The organism is Streptomyces sp. NPDC028928 (genome assembly GCF_055564915.1).
Map to the genome: position 1 here is coordinate 304,775 of NZ_JBVHVI010000009.1, position 18,292 is coordinate 323,066.

The 18,292-nt window shown below is 72.8% G+C and carries 17 protein-coding genes; 8 read left to right on the top strand and 9 right to left on the bottom strand.

The annotated features are described in order from the left end of the window. Positions 1-94 precede the first annotated feature (94 nt). From ACZ4U1_RS23280 to ACZ4U1_RS23290, 3 genes are all read right to left on the bottom strand, one after another. Positions 95-1,741: a phospho-sugar mutase gene (locus tag ACZ4U1_RS23280; RefSeq protein ID WP_467905613.1), complete on the bottom strand. Its 1,647-nt coding sequence runs from the start codon at positions 1,739-1,741 to the stop codon at positions 95-97. 88 nt (positions 1,742-1,829) lie between these two features. Further along, positions 1,830-2,654, bottom strand: coding sequence for a purine-nucleoside phosphorylase (locus ACZ4U1_RS23285; protein WP_467905614.1), 825 nt, complete (start codon positions 2,652-2,654; stop codon positions 1,830-1,832). A 123-nt stretch (positions 2,655-2,777) separates the two neighbouring features. Beyond that, positions 2,778-3,215, bottom strand: coding sequence for a gamma-glutamylcyclotransferase family protein (locus ACZ4U1_RS23290; protein WP_356151201.1), 438 nt, complete (start codon positions 3,213-3,215; stop codon positions 2,778-2,780). Positions 3,216-3,311: 96 nt separating this feature from the next. Between ACZ4U1_RS23290 and ACZ4U1_RS23295 the strand changes: the two genes are divergently transcribed. Then, on the top strand, positions 3,312-4,760 hold the full coding sequence (locus tag ACZ4U1_RS23295; RefSeq protein WP_467905616.1) for an NAD(P)H-quinone dehydrogenase: 1,449 nt from the start codon (positions 3,312-3,314) through the stop codon (positions 4,758-4,760). A 166-nt stretch (positions 4,761-4,926) separates the two neighbouring features. After that, complete coding sequence (locus ACZ4U1_RS23300; protein ID WP_467905617.1) at positions 4,927-5,853, top strand: DeoR/GlpR family DNA-binding transcription regulator; 927 nt, start codon at positions 4,927-4,929, stop codon at positions 5,851-5,853. A 110-nt stretch (positions 5,854-5,963) separates the two neighbouring features. On the opposite strand, the gene ACZ4U1_RS23305 is transcribed toward ACZ4U1_RS23300, so the two are convergent. Continuing rightward, positions 5,964-7,736: an acetyl/propionyl/methylcrotonyl-CoA carboxylase subunit alpha gene (locus ACZ4U1_RS23305; protein WP_467905618.1), complete on the bottom strand. Its 1,773-nt coding sequence runs from the start codon at positions 7,734-7,736 to the stop codon at positions 5,964-5,966. Positions 7,737-8,100: 364 nt separating this feature from the next. Between ACZ4U1_RS23305 and ACZ4U1_RS23310 the strand changes: the two genes are divergently transcribed. Continuing rightward, the gene (locus tag ACZ4U1_RS23310; RefSeq protein ID WP_467905619.1) at positions 8,101-8,688 is read left to right on the top strand and encodes a hypothetical protein; all 588 of its coding nucleotides are present in this window, start codon (positions 8,101-8,103) and stop codon (positions 8,686-8,688) included. Here the strand turns inward: ACZ4U1_RS23310 and ACZ4U1_RS23315 are convergent. The 4 genes from ACZ4U1_RS23315 to ACZ4U1_RS23330 all read right to left on the bottom strand — a co-directional run bounded on the left by ACZ4U1_RS23315 (position 8,660) and on the right by ACZ4U1_RS23330 (position 11,397). Then, positions 8,660-9,277, bottom strand: a complete 618-nt coding sequence (locus ACZ4U1_RS23315) for a Maf family protein (protein WP_467905620.1) — start codon at positions 9,275-9,277, stop codon at positions 8,660-8,662. The genes ACZ4U1_RS23310 and ACZ4U1_RS23315 overlap by 29 nt on opposite strands. Positions 9,278-9,309: 32 nt before the next feature. Then, positions 9,310-9,438: a morphogenic membrane protein MmpB gene (gene mmpB / locus ACZ4U1_RS23320; protein ID WP_256464680.1), complete on the bottom strand. Its 129-nt coding sequence runs from the start codon at positions 9,436-9,438 to the stop codon at positions 9,310-9,312. A 111-nt stretch (positions 9,439-9,549) separates the two neighbouring features. Beyond that, the gene (locus ACZ4U1_RS23325) at positions 9,550-9,759 is read right to left on the bottom strand and encodes an acyl-CoA carboxylase epsilon subunit (RefSeq protein WP_467905621.1); all 210 of its coding nucleotides are present in this window, start codon (positions 9,757-9,759) and stop codon (positions 9,550-9,552) included. A 24-nt stretch (positions 9,760-9,783) separates the two neighbouring features. Continuing rightward, positions 9,784-11,397 carry an acyl-CoA carboxylase subunit beta gene (locus ACZ4U1_RS23330; RefSeq protein ID WP_467905622.1) on the bottom strand — a complete coding sequence of 538 codons (1,614 nt, stop codon included), beginning with the start codon at positions 11,395-11,397 and terminating at the stop codon, positions 9,784-9,786. A gap of 110 nt (positions 11,398-11,507) precedes the next feature. Between ACZ4U1_RS23330 and ACZ4U1_RS23335 the strand changes: the two genes are divergently transcribed. Continuing rightward, positions 11,508-12,368: a biotin--[acetyl-CoA-carboxylase] ligase gene (locus ACZ4U1_RS23335; protein ID WP_467905624.1), complete on the top strand. Its 861-nt coding sequence runs from the start codon at positions 11,508-11,510 to the stop codon at positions 12,366-12,368. Between the two features lie 243 nt (positions 12,369-12,611). Then, positions 12,612-13,736, top strand: coding sequence for an adenylate/guanylate cyclase domain-containing protein (locus ACZ4U1_RS23340; RefSeq protein WP_467905626.1), 1,125 nt, complete (start codon positions 12,612-12,614; stop codon positions 13,734-13,736). On the opposite strand, the gene ACZ4U1_RS23345 is transcribed toward ACZ4U1_RS23340, so the two are convergent. Next, positions 13,711-14,343, bottom strand: coding sequence for a hypothetical protein (locus ACZ4U1_RS23345; protein ID WP_467905627.1), 633 nt, complete (start codon positions 14,341-14,343; stop codon positions 13,711-13,713). The two genes, ACZ4U1_RS23340 and ACZ4U1_RS23345, sit on opposite strands and share 26 nt — an antisense overlap. Positions 14,344-14,540: 197 nt before the next feature. Here ACZ4U1_RS23345 and ACZ4U1_RS23350 point away from each other — a divergent pair, with 197 nt between their 5' ends. From ACZ4U1_RS23350 to hutH, 3 genes are all read left to right on the top strand, one after another. Further along, positions 14,541-15,335 (top strand): enoyl-CoA hydratase/isomerase family protein, encoded by a 795-nt coding sequence (locus ACZ4U1_RS23350; protein WP_467905629.1) that lies wholly within the window; start codon positions 14,541-14,543, stop codon positions 15,333-15,335. Positions 15,336-15,433: 98 nt separating this feature from the next. Continuing rightward, positions 15,434-16,576, top strand: coding sequence for a GGDEF domain-containing protein (locus ACZ4U1_RS23355; protein WP_467905630.1), 1,143 nt, complete (start codon positions 15,434-15,436; stop codon positions 16,574-16,576). A gap of 88 nt (positions 16,577-16,664) precedes the next feature. Further along, entirely contained in the window at positions 16,665-18,203 is a 1,539-nt protein-coding gene (hutH, locus tag ACZ4U1_RS23360; RefSeq protein WP_467905726.1) for a histidine ammonia-lyase, read from the top strand. The last annotated feature ends 89 nt before the right edge of the window (positions 18,204-18,292 follow it).

The following is an 18,292-nucleotide window of genomic DNA, read 5'->3' on the forward strand; positions in this document are numbered from 1 at the left end:
GGGATCGTCGCTCTGTGGCGCGATCCCTGCCTGCGGCCGGCTGGGCGGTGGCCCTGCTGCTCCTGCCCGAGGAAGGGCAGCAGGGCCCCGGGGGTCAGATACCCGCAGCCGCCGACAGGTCGTGCTTGACGGCCGTCAGCAGTTCGGTCGCGCGGGCACGGGCGGCCGGGAGGGCGTCGTGCGCGGAGACCGGTACGACGACCTCCAGGTAGCACTTCAGCTTCGGCTCGGTGCCGCTGGGGCGGACGATGACCCGGGCGCCGTCGAGCGTGTAGCGCAGGCCGTCCGTGGGCGGCAGCGTGTCCGTGCCCCGGGTCAGGTCCTCGGCCCGGACGATGGGCAGACCGGCCAGCTCGGTCGGCGGCTGCTCGCGCAGCCGGCGCATCGCGTCCGCGATCAGGGAGAGGTCCTTCACGCGCACCGACAGCTGGTCGGTGGCGTGCAGACCGTGTTCCACGGCGAGGTCGTCGAGCAGGTCGAGGAGGGTACGGCCCTCCTCCTTCAGCACGGACGCCAGCTCGGTGATCAGCAGCGCGGCGGTGATGCCGTCCTTGTCGCGCACGCCCTCGGGGTCCACGCAGTAGCCGAGGGCCTCCTCGTAGCCGTAGCGCAGGCCGTCGACGCGGGCGATCCACTTGAAGCCGGTCAGGGTCTCCTCGTACGGCAGGCCCGCCTTCTCGGCGATCCGGCCGAGCAGGGATGAGGAGACGATCGACTCGGCGAAGGTGCCCTGGGCGCCACGGCGGACCAGGTGGGCGGCGAGCAGGGCGCCGACCTCGTCACCGCGGAGCATGCGCCAGTCGCCGCCGTCCTTCACGGCCACGGCGCAGCGGTCGGCGTCGGGGTCGTTGGCGATGACCAGGTCCGGGTCGGTGGTGCGGGCCCGCGCGAACGCCAGGTCCATAGCGCCCGGTTCCTCCGGGTTCGGGAAGGCGACCGTCGGGAAGTCCGGGTCCGGCTCGGCCTGCTCGGCGACCAGCACCGGCTCGGGGAAGCCGGCGCGGGCGAACGCGGCCAGCAGGACGTCCTTGCCGACGCCGTGCATCGCCGTGTAGACCGTGCGCGCGGTGCGCGGGGAGGCGGGGTCCAGGACGGCGTCCGTGCGGGCGAGGTAGGCGTCCAGGACCGACTCGTCCAGGATCTCCCAGCCGCTCTCCGGGCGGGGTACGTCGTGCAGGGAGGCGATCGCGTCGATCTCGGCGGCGATCTCCGCGTCGGCGGGCGGCACGATCTGGGAGCCGTCGCCGAGGTAGACCTTGTAGCCGTTGTCGCGGGGCGGGTTGTGGCTGGCGGTGACCTCCACGCCCGCGACCGCGCCGAGGTGCCGTATGGCGAAGGCCAGGACGGGCGTGGGCAGCGGGCGGGGGAGTACGGCCGCGCGCAGTCCGGCGCCGGTCATCACGGCGGCGGTGTCCCGGGCGAAGTCGGCGGACTTGTGGCGGGCGTCGTAGCCAATGACGACGAGGCCGGCGGTGTCGTCCCCGTGGGGGGTCCCGTTCTTCTTCAGGTACGCGGCGAGGCCGGCCGCGGCGCGGATGACGACGCTGCGGTTCATGCGCATCGGGCCCGCGCCCAGCTCGCCGCGCAGGCCGGCCGTGCCGAACTGGAGCGTGCCGCTGAAACGGGCCGACAGTTCGTTCGTGTCGCCCGCCTCGATCAGCTTGGCGAGTTCGTCACGGGTCTCCGTGTCCGGGTCCTCGGCGAGCCATTCCTCGGCCCGGGCGATGAGATCGTCGTGCACCTTGGGATCAACCTCTCCGTGTTTGCCTGGTCCCCCGGGGGCGCCGCCCCCAGGGGTCCCGTCACCGGCGCGGCAGCGCCTGAGTCGCTTACAGCTTCTCCAGCACCTGCGCCAGCAGCTGCCCCATCCGCGCCGCCGAGTCGCGGCCTGCCTGGAGGACCTCCTCGTGGTTGAGGGGTTCACCGGTCATGCCCGCGGCGAGGTTGGTGACCAGGGAGATGCCCAGGACCTCGGCGCCGGCCTCGCGGGCGGCGATGGCTTCGAGGACCGTGGACATGCCGACGAGGTCCGCGCCGATGACGCGGGCCATGCGGATCTCGGCCGGGGTCTCGTAGTGCGGGCCGGGGAACTGGGCGTAGACGCCCTCCTCCAGCGTGGGGTCGATCTCCTTGCACAGGGCGCGCAGACGCGGGGAGTACAGGTCCGTCAGGTCGACGAAGTTGGCGCCGACGATGGGGGAGGTCGCCGTCAGGTTGATGTGGTCGCTGATGAGGACCGGCTGGCCGGGGCGCATGCCCTCGCGCAGGCCGCCGCAGCCGTTGGTCAGCACGATCGTCTTGCAGCCCGCGGCCACGGCCGTACGCACGCCGTGGGCGACGGCGGCCACGCCGCGGCCCTCGTAGTAGTGCGTGCGGCCCAGGAAGACCAGGGCGCGCTTGTCACCGAAGGCGTACGAGCGGATCTTGCCGCCGTGCCCCTCGACGGCCGGCGGCGGGAAGCCGGGCAGCTCGGTGACCTGGAACTCGGCGTCGGGTGCGCCCAGGGCGTCCACGGCCGGAGCCCAGCCGGAGCCCATCACGAGGGCGACGTCGTGGGTCTCGGCGCCGGTGAGGGCGCGCAGGCGCGCGGCGGCGGCGTCGGCGGCGGCGTAGGGGTCGCCCTGGATGTCGTCCGGAAGAAGAGATGCGTTCACGCCGATGAGGGTAACCGGTCTTCGCCTACGCGCGTAGATGACAGAGCCCACGGGTTTGGATCCGTCATCTTGTCGGTTTCCACAAACGGCGGCGAAGAGCGAGGTGAGGCGGGGGGCGCCGGCTCAGCAGGGGCGCTTGCGGAGTTCCATCACATAGTCGTGCGGGGCCCCGGCCGACTCCGCCGCGTCGGCGATCTCGCCCAGGTAGCGCGCCGACGGCAGACCGCCCTCGTAGCCGTCGAGGACGTACGCCCAGGCCGACTCCTCACCGTCCAGCGTGTGCACGCGCACGCGTACCCGGCGGTAGATGCCGAGGCCCACGCCCTCCCACCGGTCGAGCGACTCCTCGTCCATGGGCGCGATGTCGTACAGGCCGACGAAGACCTCGGCCAGCGGGTCCTCGACGATCGTCGCCAGCGCGCCCTCCCAGCCCAGCTGCTCGCCGCCGAAGGTCAGCCGCCAGCCGTTCAGCCAGCCGGTGGCGCGCAGCGGGGAGTGCGGGGCGCGGCGGGACATCAGGCGCGCGTCGAGGTTGCCGGCGTACGCGGCATAGAGCGACATGGGGAGAGGGTACGGCAGGCGCCCCGCAGGCCTCGGGCGCCCCAGGAGTGACCCGGTGGCGCCCCCGGGCAGTAGCACCTTGAGGCGTGCGGGACAATGGAGTACGTGACTCGGATCGTGATCATCGGTGGCGGACCCGGCGGATACGAGGCGGCCCTGGTGGCCGCCCAGCTCGGCGCGGAGGTGACCGTCGTCGACTGCGACGGTCTGGGCGGAGCGTCGGTGCTGACCGACTGCGTGCCGTCGAAGACCCTTATCGCTACGGCCGAGGTGATGACCACCTTCGACTCCTCCTACGAGGAGCTGGGGATCATCGTCGCCGACGACACCCCGCCGCTGGAGCAGGCGGCCCGGGTCGTCGGTGTGGACCTCGGCAAGGTCAACCGCCGGGTGAAGCGCCTCGCGCTCGCCCAGTCGCACGACATCACCGCCTCCGTGACGCGCGCCGGCGCCCGGGTCATGCGCGGACGCGGCCGGCTGGACGGCATGCAGGCCCTGGACGGCTCCCGCAAGGTCGTCGTCACCGCCGCCGACGGCACCGAGGAGACCCTCACCGCCGACGCCGTCCTCATCGCCACCGGCGGCCACCCGCGCGAGCTGCCCGACGCCCAGCCCGACGGCGAGCGCATCCTGAACTGGACCCAGGTCTACGACCTCACCGAGCTGCCCGAAGAGCTGATCGTGGTCGGCTCCGGTGTGACCGGTGCCGAGTTCGCCGGTGCCTACCAGGCGCTCGGTTCGAAGGTGACCCTCGTGTCCTCCCGCGACCGGGTGCTGCCCGGCGAGGACCCGGACGCCGCCGTCGTGCTGGAGGACGTCTTCCGGCGCCGTGGCATGAACGTCATGGCCCGCTCCCGCGCGCAGTCCGCCAAGCGCGTCGGCGACCGGGTCGAGGTCACGCTGGCCGACGGCCGGGTCATCACCGGCTCCCACTGCCTGATGGCCGTCGGCGCCATCCCGAACAGCGCGGGCCTCGGCCTGGAGGAGGCCGGCGTCAAGCTGCGCGAGTCGGGCCACATCTGGACCGACAAGGTGTCCCGGACGACCGCGCCCGGCGTCTACGCCGCCGGTGACGTGACCGGCGTCTTCGCCCTCGCGTCCGTCGCCGCCATGCAGGGGCGCATCGCCATGTACCACTTCCTCGGCGACGCGGTGGCCCCGCTGAACCTCAAGACGGTCTCCTCCAACGTCTTCACCGACCCCGAGATCGCCACCGTCGGCTACACGCAGGCCGACGTGGACGCGGGCAAGATCGACGCCCGGGTCGTCAAGCTCCCGCTGCTGCGCAACCCGCGCGCCAAGATGCAGGGCATCCGGGACGGCTTCGTGAAGATCTTCTGCCGGCCGGGCACCGGGATCGTCGTCGGCGGTGTGGTGGTGGCCCCCCGCGCCTCGGAACTGATCCACCCCATCTCGATCGCCGTCGACAACAATCTGACGGTCGAACAGATCGCGAACGCCTTCACGGTGTACCCCTCCCTTTCGGGGTCGATCGCGGAGGTCGCCCGGCAGCTGCACACGCGCAAGGCGAGCGCGGAGGGCTGACGGGCCCGGCCGACTTCCCGCTGGTCACGGGGAGTTGTGGCGTGTGCGGGCGGCATAGTCGGGGCGGGCGGGGCTTATATCACTTCCCGCCCCACCATGCGAACAACTTCTGTTATTCGGCGCAAACTGCTGAAAGCAGACGGTCGCTGGGGTTACTGTCAGTTTCGTGTTCGCTGCTGAACGTCGCCAATTGATCCTCGAAATGGTGCGAGCGAACGGTGCCGTGTCGCTCCGTGAGCTCGCCCGCGTCGTCCAGACCTCCGAAGTGACCGTACGGCGGGACGTGCGCGCGCTGGAGGCAGAAGGACTCCTCGACCGCCGGCACGGCGGTGCGGTACTGCCGGGCGGGTTCACGCGGGAGTCCGGCTTTCCGCAGAAGTCTCATCTCGCGACCGCCGAGAAGACGGCCATCGCCGACCTCGCCGCGGGCCTCGTCGAAGAAGGCGAGGCGATCGTGGTGGGGGCCGGTACGACCACGCAGGAGCTGGCCCGCCGCCTCGCGCGCGTGCCGGGTCTCACGGTCGTCACCAACTCCCTCCTGGTGGCCCAGGCGCTCGCCCACGCCAACCGGGTGGAGGTCGTGATGACCGGAGGCACCCTGCGCGGCTCCAACTACGCCCTCGTCGGCTCCGGCGCCGAACAGTCCCTCCAGGGCCTGCGCGTGTCGAAGGCCTTCCTCTCCGGAAGCGGCCTGACGGCCGAACGGGGCCTGTCCACCTCCAACATGCTCTCGGCATCCGTCGACCGGGCCCTCGTCCAGGCCGCCGCGGAGGTCGTGGTCCTCGCCGACCACACCAAGCTCGGCACGGACACGATGTTCCAGACCGTGCCGACGGACCTCATCACCCGTCTGGTCACCGACGAGCCGCCCGCCCACGACGACCGCGCCGCCACGGAGTTGCAGGCGCTCGCCGACCAAGGGGTGCAGATCGCCGTGACGGGGGCGAACGGAGCCTCTCCGGGGGGTGAGCAGGCCCCGGCGCGTCGCGCTCCGCTCCCGGGGCCGAGGAGGGGCATGGCGCTCCGGTCGGGGGCGTTGGGGGAGCCGACGGGGGCCGAGCGGGGGCGGGTCGCTGATCTGCGGCGCCGCTGAGGGGGCGGGGGCCTGATCGGACTCGAGTCGCCCCCCGAGCCTCCGACAAAGGGCGACGCCCGGCAGGCCAACCGAGGTTGGTCCACCGGGCGTCACGGTCCAGCGTGCCGTCAGTCCTTGATCTCGCAGATCGCGGCGCCCGAGGTGATGGACGCGCCGACCTCGGCGGTCAGGCCCTTGATGGTGCCCGCCTTGTGGGCGTTGAGGGGCTGTTCCATCTTCATGGCTTCCAGGACGACGATCAGGTCGCCCTCCTGGACCTCCTGGCCCTCCTCGACGGCGATCTTCACGATCGTGCCCTGCATCGGCGAGGCGAGGGTGTCGCCGGAGGCGACCGGGCCGGACTTCTTCGCCGCACGGCGCTTCGGCTTGGCGCCGGCCGCGAGGCCCGTGCGGGCCAGGCTCATGCCCAGGGACGCCGGGAGGGAGACCTCCAGGCGCTTGCCGCCGACCTCGACGACGACCGTCTCGCGGCCCAGCTCCTCCTCCGCCTCGGCGTCGGCCGGGGCGGCGAAGGGCTTGATGTCGTTGACGAACTCGGTCTCGATCCAGCGGGTGTGGACCGTGAAGGGGTCGCTGGAGCCGGTCAGTTCGGGGGCGAACGCCGGGTCCTTCACCACCGCGCGGTGGAACGGGATCGCGGTGGCCATGCCCTCGACCTGGAACTCCTCCAGCGCACGGGCGGCCCGCTCCAGGGCCTCCTTGCGGGTACGGCCGGTCACGATCAGCTTGGCCAGCAGCGAGTCCCAGGCCGGACCGATGACGCTGCCGGACTCCACGCCCGCGTCCAGGCGGACACCGGGACCGGACGGCGCGTCGAACTTCGTGACCGTGCCGGGCGCGGGGAGGAAGTTACGGCCCGGATCCTCGCCGTTGATACGGAACTCGAAGGAGTGACCGCGCAGCACGGGGTCGCCGTAGCCCAGCTCCTCGCCGTCGGCGATACGGAACATCTCGCGGACCAGGTCGATGCCGGCGACCTCCTCGGTCACCGGGTGCTCGACCTGCAGGCGGGTGTTGACCTCCAGGAAGGAGATCGTGCCGTCCTGGCCGACGAGGAACTCACAGGTGCCGGCGCCCTCGTAGCCGGCCTCCTTCAGGATGGCCTTCGAGGCCCGGTACAGCTCGGCGACCTGCTCCTCGGACAGGAACGGCGCCGGGGCCTCCTCCACCAGCTTCTGGTGGCGGCGCTGCAGCGAGCAGTCACGCGTGGAGACGACGACCACGTTGCCGTGCTTGTCGGCCAGGCACTGGGTCTCCACGTGCCGGGGGCGGTCCAGGTAGCGCTCCACGAAGCACTCACCGCGGCCGAACGCGGCCACCGCCTCACGCACCGCCGACTCGTACAGCTCGGGGACCTCGTCGAGGGTCCGGGCGACCTTCAGACCGCGCCCGCCACCACCGAAGGCGGCCTTGATCGCGATCGGCAGGCCGTGCTCCTGGGCGAAGGCCACGACCTCCTCCGCACCGCTCACGGGGTCGGGGGTGCCGGCCACCAGCGGGGCGCCGGCGCGCTGGGCGATGTGCCGGGCGGCGACCTTGTCACCCAGGTCGCGGATGGCCTGCGGGGGCGGGCCGATCCAGATCAGGCCCGCGTCCAGGACCGCCTGGGCGAAGTCGGCGTTCTCCGAGAGGAAGCCGTACCCCGGATGGACGGCGTCCGCACCGGACTCACGGGCGGCGTTGAGGATCTTGTCGATGACCAGGTAGCTGGTCGCCGGGGTGTCACCGCCCAGGGCGAACGCCTCATCCGCGGCGCGGACATGCAGAGCGTCCCGGTCCGGGTCGGCGTAGACGGCCACGCTCGCGATCCCGGCGTCCCGGCAGGCCCGGGCCACGCGGACAGCGATTTCGCCACGGTTGGCGATGAGCACCTTGCGCACGATTGAGGCTCCCTCCTTGAAACAAGCCGAGTTTAGGGACTGCCGACACGGCACTTCGACCCGTCCCCAGTGGTGAGCTTGCCCACACGGAGCGTGATGCGAGGCTCGCTCGACCCGCGAAAGCCCATGTCGCACCTCGGTACGCAGGACTCCTTCGGAAAACCCTAGCCCTGCCATGTGGCCAAGGTCTCTGTGAGGGCGTGCTGCGGCCCACTCTGTTTCTTTGTCGAGTCCCTACGAATGGCCCAATGATTCTTTGCTCCGGCCCGAACCCTTGTCCCCCGGTTTACCCGTTAGTAGCGTTCGCGCTGTCTCGAACGTACCTGAGGTAACAGGCTGTCGGTGTGAGAGTGGGTGGGGCCCGGTGGTGCGCAGACCGGTGGCATGGGTCGTGGCGGTCGTCCTCCTGGCGGAGGCCGTCTTCATCGCCGCGGTGAACTGGTTCCTCGGAGTGGTCGTGGACCGGCAGGACATGTCCCTGGCCGGCCTCGACCCGGACGTCATGGCGACGTCCTCGAAGATCGGCGGAGTGGTCTTCGGCCTCTACTTCGCGCTGTGCGCGCTGGTGGCCGTGCTCGTCGCGGTACGCGACCGCGCCCCGGCCGGCCTCGGCCGCGTCCTGCTGATCAGCGCCGCCGTGGTGCACGGCCTGCTCGGCGCGTTCGCCTGGGGCCTGGTCGGCTGGACGGCGTTCCTGTTCATGGTGGTCGTCCTCGGGCTGATCGTGCTGCTCCTGATGACGTACGACCGTGTGGGTGGTGCGGAAGGAACGGCACCCGGCGGCGGTGTGCCGGGGCAGGGAGGCGACCCGGCCGCGAAGCCGGAGCCGGGCGCGGCGCCCGCCGGCGCGGGGGTGCCGGCGAGCCGTACGGACGAGCCGCAGGACGGGGACGAGGAGCCGCAGGACTCCGTCCCCGCCCAGATCACCGTTCCGGTGCCCACAACTCCGTGATGCCGACGCCCAGTTCGGCGAGGAGCTTGCGGATCAGGGGCAGGCTGATGCCGATCACATTGCCGTGGTCGCCGTCGATGCCCTCGATGAACGGCGCCGAACGGCCGTCCAGGGTGAACGCGCCGGCGACGTGCAGCGGCTCACCGGAGGCCACGTAGGCGGCGATCTCCTCGTCGCTGGGCTCGCCGAACCGGACGACGGTGGAGGCGGTCCCCGACACGTACCGCTTCGCCTCCGTGTCCCACACACAGTGACCCGTCTGGAGTACACCGGCCCGCCCGCGCATGCTCTTCCAGCGGGCGGTGGCCTCCTCGGCGTCGGCCGGCTTGCCGAGCGCCTGGCCGTCCAGCTCCAGCACCGAGTCGCAGCCGATCACCAGGGCGCCCTGCACCTCCGGCTTGGCCGCCACGACGCTCGCCTTGGCCTCGGCCAGGGCGAGTGCCAGCTCCGCCGGGGTGGGGGCGGTGACGGCGTCCTCGTCGACGCCGCTCACGATCACCTCGGGGGTGAGACCGGCCTGCCGGAGCAGGGCCAGCCGGGCGGGGGACTGGGAGGCGAGCACGAGTCGCCTGCGGCGTTTGGCAGTCATGCCGTCAGGTTAGTCAGGGTGCGCCGTGCGGCTCACCTCAGACCGCTGACGATCATGAACAGCACCATGGCCAGAGCCATGAGGAAGCCGAGCCGCCGAAGCATGTTCTGCGCGTCGCGCAGTTCTTTCGGCGGCTCGTTTTCCGGGTCTGACCACAACACTCGTCCAGCGTGCGGCTTTGTGGGGGCGGGCGCCTGAGTACTGCTACTCAAGTTGGCGCCCGGTGTCGTGCCACCGGGCGCGGTTGCCCGCGCCCCTTCAGGCAGTCGTCCCTAGCTCGGCCAGTAGGTGCGGGTCCAGGACGACGGGCCCGGCTTCGGGACCCGGGCCGTCGCGATCCTCGACGGGTCGGACCACGCGTCCCTCGGGGGCTCCGCGCCGGACGGCGTTGCCGCTGCCGCCGCGGCGCGGGCGCGGACCACCGCCAGGGCGGCGGCCAGCTCCTCCGGAGTCGGGTTGCCTCGTACGACCTTGATGTTCATGACCGCTCCCAGGGTCCGCGGGGCCTAGAGGGGGATGTTGCCGTGCTTCTTCGGAGGCAGGGATTCCCGCTTGGTGCGCAGCTGACGCAGGCCGCGGACGATGTGTGCGCGGGTGTCGGACGGCATGATCACCGCGTCGATGTAGCCGCGCTCGGCCGCGACGTAGGGGTTGAGGAGGGTGTCCTCGTACTCCTGGATCAGCCGGGCGCGCACCGCCTCGACGTCCTCGCCGCTCGCCTCGGCCTCCGCGAGGGTGCGGCGGTGCAGGATGTTCACCGCGCCCTGGGCGCCCATCACGGCGATCTGGGCGGTGGGCCAGGCGAGGTTGAGGTCGGCGCCCAGGTGCTTGGAGCCCATGACGTCGTAGGCGCCGCCGAAGGCCTTGCGGGTGATGACGGTGATCAGCGGGACGGTGGCCTCGGCGTAGGCGTAGATCAGCTTGGCGCCGCGCCGGATGATGCCGTCGTGCTCCTGGTCGACGCCCGGCAGGAAGCCCGGCACGTCCACGAAGGTGAGGACCGGGATGTTGAAGGCGTCGCAGGTCCGCACGAAACGGGCCGCCTTCTCGCTCGCCGTGATGTCGAGGCAGCCGGCGAACTGCATCGGCTGGTTGGCGACGACACCGACCGGGTGGCCCTCGACCCGGCCGAAGCCGGTGACGATGTTCGGCGCGAACAGCGCCTGCGTCTCGAAGAACTCGGCGTCGTCCAGGACGTGCTCGACCACCGTGCGGATGTCGTACGGCTGGTTGGCGCTGTCCGGGACGAGCGTGTCCAGCTCGCGGTCCTCGTCGCTGACGGCGAGGTCCGCCTCCTCCGGGAAGACCGGGGGCTCGGAGAGGTTGTTGGACGGCAGGTACGACAGCAGCTGCTTGACGTATTCGATGGCGTCCTTCTCGTCCCCGGCCATGTGGTGCGCCACGCCGGAGGTGGCGTTGTGGGTGCGGGCGCCGCCCAGCTCCTCGAAACCGACGTCCTCGCCGGTGACGGTCTTGATGACGTCCGGTCCGGTGATGAACATGTGCGAGGTCTGGTCCACCATGACCGTGAAGTCGGTGATGGCCGGGGAGTAGACCGCGCCGCCCGCGCAGGGGCCGACGACCAGGCTGATCTGCGGGATCACACCGGAGGCGTGGGTGTTGCGGCGGAAGATCTCGCCGTAGGCGCCGAGGGAGGCCACGCCCTCCTGGATGCGGGCGCCGCCGGAGTCGTTGATGCCGATGACCGGGCAGCCGGTCTTCAGCGCGAAGTCCATGACCTTGACGATCTTCTGGCCGTAGACCTCGCCGAGGGCCCCGCCGAAGACGGTGAAGTCCTGCGAGAAGACGGCGACGGGCCGGCCGTCCACCGTGCCGTACCCGGTGACGACGCCGTCCCCGTACGGGCGGTTCTTGTCCAGCCCGAAGTGGGTGGACCGGTGCCGGGCGAACTCGTCCAGCTCGACGAACGACCCCTCGTCGAGGAGGAGTTCGATGCGCTCACGGGCCGTCAGCTTGCCCTTGGCGTGCTGCTTCTCGACGGCGCGCTCCGAGCCGGCGTGCGTCGCCTCGTGGATGCGGCGCTGGAGATCCGCGAGCTTTCCCGCGGTCGTGTGGATGTCGGTCTCGTGGATCTCGTGACGCTCTTCCGGCTCGGACATCGGGATGCGGCTCCCTGCCTGCTCAAAAGGGGGGACGGTTACTCATCCGTAGCGTAGTGGCGGGCCTACGGATCAGCAGTGCGTCGTTTACCACACCTAGGGTGGCTTGCATGACGCCGCAGAATCCATCAGACGACAGCCGCTGGTCCGACCTGGACCGTCCGCCCCTGAATGCCATGGCGCTGCGGCGCGGGCTGGTCCGGGAGGGGGGCCTCTACAGCGACATCCAGCTCGTGCAGCGGACCGGTTCCACCAACTCCGACCTCGCCGCGCTGGCCGGTGCCGGGAAGGCCGGCGAGGGTGCGGTGCTGGTGGCGGAGGAGCAGACGGCCGGCCGGGGCCGCCTGGACCGCCGCTGGACGGCACCGCCGCGCTCGGGTCTCTTCTTCTCCGTGCTGCTGAAGCCCACCGAGGTGCCGGTGGCCCGCTGGGGGTGGCTGCCGCTGCTGACGGGCGTGGCGGTGGCGACCGGGCTGGCGCGGGCGGCGGGGGTCGACACGGCGCTCAAGTGGCCGAACGACCTGCTGGTGACCGTGGGCGGGGAGGAGCGCAAGGCCGGGGGCATCCTCGCCGAGCGGGCCGGGGACGACGGGGTCGTCATCGGTGTGGGGGTCAACGTCACCCTACGGGCTGACGAACTGCCCGTCCCGCAGGCGGGTTCGCTCGCGCTGGCCGGGGCGCGGGGCACGGACCGGGATCCGCTGCTGCGGGCCGTGCTGCGGTCGCTGGAGGACTGGTACGGGCGCTGGCGCGCGGCGGGCGGCGACCCCTCGGTGAGCGGCCTGCAGGAGACGTACACCGCGGGCTGCGCGACCCTCGGACGCGTGGTGCGGGCCGAGCTGCCGGGGGACCGGGTGGTGGTGGGGGAGGCCGTGGCGCTGGACGGGGACGGCCGGTTGATCATCGCCACGGAGGCGGGGGTCCAGGAGCCGGTGGGGGCGGGCGACATCGTCCATCTGCGGCCGGCGTAGGGAGACGGCGGTGTGGGCGCTGCCACGAGCGCCCCGAAAGGGCGCGGGGAACCGCGCGAGCGGCCACGATGGACCCGCGGGTGCGTACGGCGACGCACGCCCCCGGACCCCGACGCGGGGGCCCGGGGGCTGCGAGCGGCAGGCGTGCTGTCGGCCGAACCCGACGGAGTGAGCTGGCGCACACCTGCCGTAGAGTTGAGGCCGGTCGATACCTGACCGCGGCAGATCGGAAGGGCAGCAGGCGTGACCGTCGACGACACGGGCTCCGGCGCTGGCGGGGACGGCCGGGTGGACCCCCACGCCCCCGACACCGGCGAGGACCCGCTGGCCCTGCGGCTCGAACAGCTCATCCTGGGCGCCGAGCGCCGCTACACCCCGTTCCAGGCCGCCCGCAGCGCCGGTGTCTCCATGGAGCTGGCGTCCCGGTTCTGGCGGGCCATGGGCTTCGCGGACATCGGGCAGGCGAAGGCCCTCACCGAGGCCGACGTGCTGGCGCTGCGCCGCCTGGCCGGTCTGGTGGAGGCGGGACTGCTCAGCGAGGCCATGGCGGTGCAGGTGGCCCGGTCCACCGGGCAGACCACCGCCCGTTTGGCGGAGTGGCAGATCGATTCCTTCCTGGAGGGGCTGACCGAGCCGCCGGAGCCGGGCATGACCCGGACCGAGGTGACGTACCCGATCGTGGAACTGCTCCTGCCCGAGCTGGAGGAGTTCCTGGTCTACGTCTGGCGCCGCCAGCTCGCGGCCTCCGCCGGCCGGGTCGTGCAGACCGGTGACGACGAGGAGATGGTCGACCGCCGGCTCGCCGTCGGCTTCGCCGACCTCGTCGGTTTCACCCGCCTCACCCGCCGTATGGAGGAGGAGGAGCTGGGCGAGCTGGTCGAGGCGTTCGAGACCACCGCGGCCGACCTGGTGGCCGCGCGCGGCGGCCGGCTCATCAAGACCCTCGGCGACGAGGTGCTGTACGCGGCGGACGACGCGGGTACGGCCGCGGACATCGCGCTGCGGCTGGTGGAGACGCTGGCGAACGACGAGACGATGCCCGAGCTGCGGGTCGGCATGGCGTTCGGCACGGTGACCACCCGCATGGGCGATGTGTTCGGTACGACGGTGAACCTGGCCTCCCGGCTGACCTCGATAGCGCCGCGCGACGCCGTCCTCGTGGACACCGCGTTCGCCGAGGAGCTGATCCGCACCGGCGAGGCGCCCGCCTCGGAGGCGGAGGCGGCGGAGGCCGCCGCGGCCGCCGAGAAGGAGGGCGAGGAGCCGCCGGTGTACCGCTTCGCGCTCCAGCCGATGTGGCAGCGCCCGGTGCGTGGGCTCGGCGTGGTCGAGCCGTGGCTGCTCACGCGCCGCGACGGCCAGTCATAGACGGTCCGTCCTGGTCGCCGTCGAGGACGTCCACGCACAGGCCGATCACCGGCACGCACACCCCGCCCGGTTCCGGCTCGGCCGTGCCGCGGCCGGGGGTCGGCGTGGGGGCGGGTGCCGGCGGGGCCGGACGCGGGGCGGATGCCGTGGGGGTGGGCCGTGGCGTGCCGCGGGTGTCCGGGGTGCCGGCCGGTACGGGGGTCGGTACGGCGGTGTGGCCGGGCGCTGCCGTGGCCGTGCCCGGTGCCGCCGTGCGGGCCGGGGATCCGGTGGGCGTCGGCGCGAGACTCCGGCCGCCCATGACCGAGGTCGCCGAGGGCAGCGCGGTGGGGACGGCGGCGAGGGTGGCCGAGGCGTTCCCGGAGCGGTCCGGGGTCTTGCCGCCCGCGTCGAGGCGGGGCTCGGCCTCCGCGGTGCCGGACGCGCCGACCCCCGACTCCGGGGTGACCCGGATCAGGCTGAGCACACCGGCGGCCAGGGCGAGACCGCCGGCCGCGAGCAGCACCTTGCGGGGACGGGGCTTGCGGTGCCGCCCGCGCCGCACTCCCGGCGTACGCCCCGGCGCGGGGTCCTGCTCCGCGCCGGACTGTGCAGGTATCGGTGTCATGGGTTCCCTCCCCGCCGCGCGCCCGGGGCGCCGCGGCGGAGCGCACGCTATGCGCTCCTGTGGGCGATGTGCGGGGAGACGGCCGGGATGTCACTCGAACGGGCGAACGGGCGTAGGTCCCCGGACTTCACGCGACGGGGTGCGGCTGCGATGATCGGGTCGACGGTCAGTTAACCCGCGTTAACCGGAGGGGTGTCATGAGCGAGGAGCGGTTCGGGGAGTTCGTGCTGGTGCGGCGGCACGGGTACGTCGCGGAGCTGGTGCTGGACCGGCCCAAGGCGATGAACGCCGTCTCCACGGAGATGGCCCGCTCCCTCGCGGGCGCGTGTGCCGCGCTGGCCGCCGACCGGGACGCCCGGGTGGTCGTCCTGACCTCGTCGCACGAGCGGGCGTTCTGCGTGGGTGCGGACCTGAAGGAGCGGAACTCCTTCACCGACGCCGACCTCGTACGGCAGCGGCCGGTGGCGCGGGCCGCGTACACCGGGGTGCTGGAGCTGCCGATGCCGACGATCGCGGCCGTGCACGGCTTCGCGCTGGGCGGCGGGTTCGAGCTGGCGCTGTCCTGCGACCTGATCGTGGCGGACGGTACGGCCGTGGTGGGGCTGCCGGAGGTGTCCGTGGGCGTCATCCCGGGCGGCGGCGGCACCCAGTTGCTGCCCCGGCGGGTCGGCGCGGCGCGCGCGGCCGAGCTGGTCTTCTCGGCGCGGCGGGTGGAGGCCGCGGAGGCGGCCGAGCTGGGGCTGGTGGACCGGGTGGTGGAGGCGGGTCGCGACCGTGAGGAGGCGCTCGCGCTCGCGGAGCGGATCGCCGCGAACTCGCCCGTGGGGCTGCGCGCCGCCAAGCGGGCCCTGCGGCTGGGGCACGGGCTCGACCTCCGGGCCGGCCTCGAGGTCGAGGACGCGGCCTGGCGCTCGGTGGCGTTCTCGGGGGACCGGGCGGAGGGCGTGGCGGCGTTCAACGAGAAGCGCAGGCCGCAGTGGCCGGGGGAGTGAGACGGCGCCCCGGAGGGACCCGGAGCCGGCAGCCGTACATTCCACCTGATCGCCGCACCAATGCCCCGAACACCCCCATTCCTCCCTAACCTGGAGTAATGGCTGAGGACAAGCGGCTAGCCGCAGTCGTGGCGCTGGCGCAGGGCATGGCGGCGGCGCACACCCCGCGGGAGTGCTGGCAGGCCGCCGCCCTCGGCGCCTGTCACGCGCTGGACGGCAGCTTCGCCGCGCTGTCGGTGTGGGAGCGGGAGCTGGGCCGGCTGCGCGTCCTGGTGAACGTCGGGGACCGCGCGCCGGACGAGGAGGAGTTCCCCGAGACGGAGACCTACCCGGTGCACCAGTTCCCGGAGATCACCGAGTTCCTGCACGAGCGGTGGGCCGGCGGCGGCGGGCCCAACGCCTGGGTGGAGACGGCCGAGGGGACGGCGAAGGGCATCCCGGGTTACTTCCACCAGCGCGTCGCCGCCCTGCGCCGCCGGGGCCGCGGCTGCTGCGTCGTCGCCCCCGTCGTCCTGCACGGCCGGGCCTGGGGCGAGCTGTATGTGGCGCGCGCGGTCGGCGAGCCCCTCTTCGCGCGGGCCGACGCCGACTTCGCCACCGTGCTCGCCGCCGTCGTCGCCGCGGGCATCGCGCAGACCGAGCGGCTGGAGGAGGCCCGCCGGCTCGCGTACACCGACGCCCTGACCGGGCTCGCCAACCGCCGTGCCGTGGACGTGCACCTGGGCGAGGCGGTGGAGCGGCACCGTGCGGAGGGTGTGGTCGTCAGTCTCGTCGTGTGCGATCTCAACGGGCTCAAGCGGGTCAACGACACCCTCGGGCACGCCGTCGGCGACCGCCTCCTCGAACGGTTCGGCTCGGTGCTGTCGCTGTGCGGCGCGATGGTGCCGAACGCGCTGGCCGCCCGGCTCGGCGGGGACGAGTTCTGTCTGCTGGCGGTCGGGCCGCCCGCCGACGACGTGGTGAAGGCGGCGGACGAACTGTGCCGGCGGGCCGGTGAGCTGGAGCTGGGGGAGGGTGTCGCGTGCGGGGTCGCCTCGACCGAGGACCCGATCGGTGAGGTGCGGGACGCCCGCCGGCTGTTCCGGCTCGCGGACGCCGCCCAGTACCGGGCCAAGGCCCTGCGCCTGGACCGGCCGGTGGTGGCCGGCCGGGAGGGTCCGGACGATCCGGTCGTACGGCTGGCGGACGAGCCGCCGCCCTCGCGGGCCGAGCGGCGCCGGTTCCGCGGGCGCCGGCCGTGAGGCGAAGCCCACACCGTTCGGTAAGGGTCGCCCCCGGTTCCCAGTAGTGACATCGCCGCATTCAATGCGTACGCTCCTGAATATGGATATGCACACTGTGGTGGTGGGGACGTCCGGTGTCACGGCGTCCGACGTTCTCGCCGTGGCGCGCGGCGGTGCCCGCATCGAGCTGTCGGCAGAGGCGGTGGCGGCCCTCGCGGCGGCCCGGGAGATCGTGGACGCGCTGGCGGCCAAGCCGGACCCGGTCTACGGCGTCTCCACCGGCTTCGGCGCCCTGGCGACCCGGCACATCAGCCAGGAGCTCCGCGCCCAGCTACAGCGCAACATCGTCCGCTCGCACGCCGCCGGCATGGGCCCGCGGGTGGAGCGCGAGGTCGTACGGGCCCTGATGTTCCTGCGACTGAAGACCGTCTGCTCCGGGCACACCGGTGTGCGGCCCGAGGTCGCGCAGACCATGGCCGACGTGCTGAACGCCGGGATCACCCCGGTCGTGCACGAGTACGGCTCCCTCGGCTGCTCCGGCGACCTGGCCCCGCTCTCCCACTGCGCGCTCACCCTCATGGGGGAAGGGGAGGCGGAGGGTCCCGACGGCCGCGTCCGGCCCGCCGGTGAACTGCTCGCCGAGCACGGGATCCAGCCCGTCGAGCTGCGGGAGAAGGAGGGCCTCGCCCTCCTCAACGGCACCGACGGCATGCTCGGCATGCTGGTCATGGCCCTCGCCGACCTGGACACGCTGTACAAGTCCGCCGACGTCACCGCCGCCCTCACCCTGGAGGCGCTGCTCGGCACGGACAAGGTCCTCGCGCCCGAGCTGCACGCCATCCGGCCCCACCCGGGCCAGGGTGCCTCCGCCGCCAACATGCTCGCCGTGCTGAAGGGTTCGCAGCTCACCGGGCACCACCAGGACGACGCGCCCCGCGTCCAGGACGCCTACTCCGTGCGCTGCGCCCCGCAGGTCGCCGGCGCCGGACGGGACACCCTCGCGCACGCCCGCCTGGTCGCCGAGCGGGAGCTGGCCTCCGCCGTCGACAACCCCGTCGTGCTGCCCGACGGCCGGGTCGAGTCCAACGGCAACTTCCACGGCGCGCCCGTGGCCTACGTCCTGGACTTCCTCGCCATCGCCGCCGCCGACCTCGGCTCCATCGCCGAGCGCCGCACCGACCGGCTGCTGGACAAGAACCGCAGCCACGGGCTCCCGCCGTTCCTCGCGGACGACGCCGGCGTGGACTCCGGCCTGATGATCGCCCAGTACACGCAGGCCGCGCTGGTCAGCGAGATGAAGCGGCTCGCCGTACCGGCCTCCGCGGACTCCATCCCGTCCTCCGCCATGCAGGAGGACCACGTCTCCATGGGCTGGTCGGCCGCGCGCAAGCTGCGCACCGCCGTCGACAACCTCACCCGGATCATCGCCGTCGAGCTGTACGCGGCCACCCGCGCGATCGAACTGCGCGAGGGCCTCACCCCGGCGCCCGCCAGCCAGGCGGTCATCGAGGCCGTACGGGCCGCGGGCGTGCAGGGCCCGGGCCCGGACCGGTTCCTGGCGCCCGACCTGGCCGCCGCCGACGCGTTCGTGCGCGGCGGTGACCTCGTGGCGGCCGTGGAGAAGGTCACCGGCCCGCTCCAGTGAACGTCCGGTGACAGCGGAGGGGGGGGGGGAGGGGGGGGGGGGGAGGGGGGGGTGGGGGTGGGGGAGGGGGGGTGGGTTGGGGGGGGTGT

What these genes read in the sequence shown, in the direction of transcription:
- ACZ4U1_RS23290 (WP_356151201.1), bottom strand. Translation starts at nt 3,215, where the DNA reads ATGTCGCTCTATGCCGCGTACGCCGGCAACCTCGACGCGCGCCTGATG.
- ACZ4U1_RS23295 (WP_467905616.1), top strand. Translation starts at nt 3,312, where the DNA reads ATGGAGTACGTGACTCGGATCGTGATCATCGGTGGCGGACCCGGCGGA.
- ACZ4U1_RS23315 (WP_467905620.1), bottom strand. Translation starts at nt 9,277, where the DNA reads ATGACTGCCAAACGCCGCAGGCGACTCGTGCTCGCCTCCCAGTCCCCC.
- ACZ4U1_RS23325 (WP_467905621.1), bottom strand. Translation starts at nt 9,759, where the DNA reads ATGAACATCAAGGTCGTACGAGGCAACCCGACTCCGGAGGAGCTGGCC.
- ACZ4U1_RS23330 (WP_467905622.1), bottom strand. Translation starts at nt 11,397, where the DNA reads ATGTCCGAGCCGGAAGAGCGTCACGAGATCCACGAGACCGACATCCAC.
- ACZ4U1_RS23335 (WP_467905624.1), top strand. Translation starts at nt 11,508, where the DNA reads ATGACGCCGCAGAATCCATCAGACGACAGCCGCTGGTCCGACCTGGAC.
- ACZ4U1_RS23345 (WP_467905627.1), bottom strand. Translation starts at nt 14,343, where the DNA reads ATGACACCGATACCTGCACAGTCCGGCGCGGAGCAGGACCCCGCGCCG.
- ACZ4U1_RS23350 (WP_467905629.1), top strand. Translation starts at nt 14,541, where the DNA reads ATGAGCGAGGAGCGGTTCGGGGAGTTCGTGCTGGTGCGGCGGCACGGG.
- ACZ4U1_RS23355 (WP_467905630.1), top strand. Translation starts at nt 15,434, where the DNA reads ATGGCTGAGGACAAGCGGCTAGCCGCAGTCGTGGCGCTGGCGCAGGGC.
- hutH (WP_467905726.1), top strand. Translation starts at nt 16,665, where the DNA reads ATGCACACTGTGGTGGTGGGGACGTCCGGTGTCACGGCGTCCGACGTT.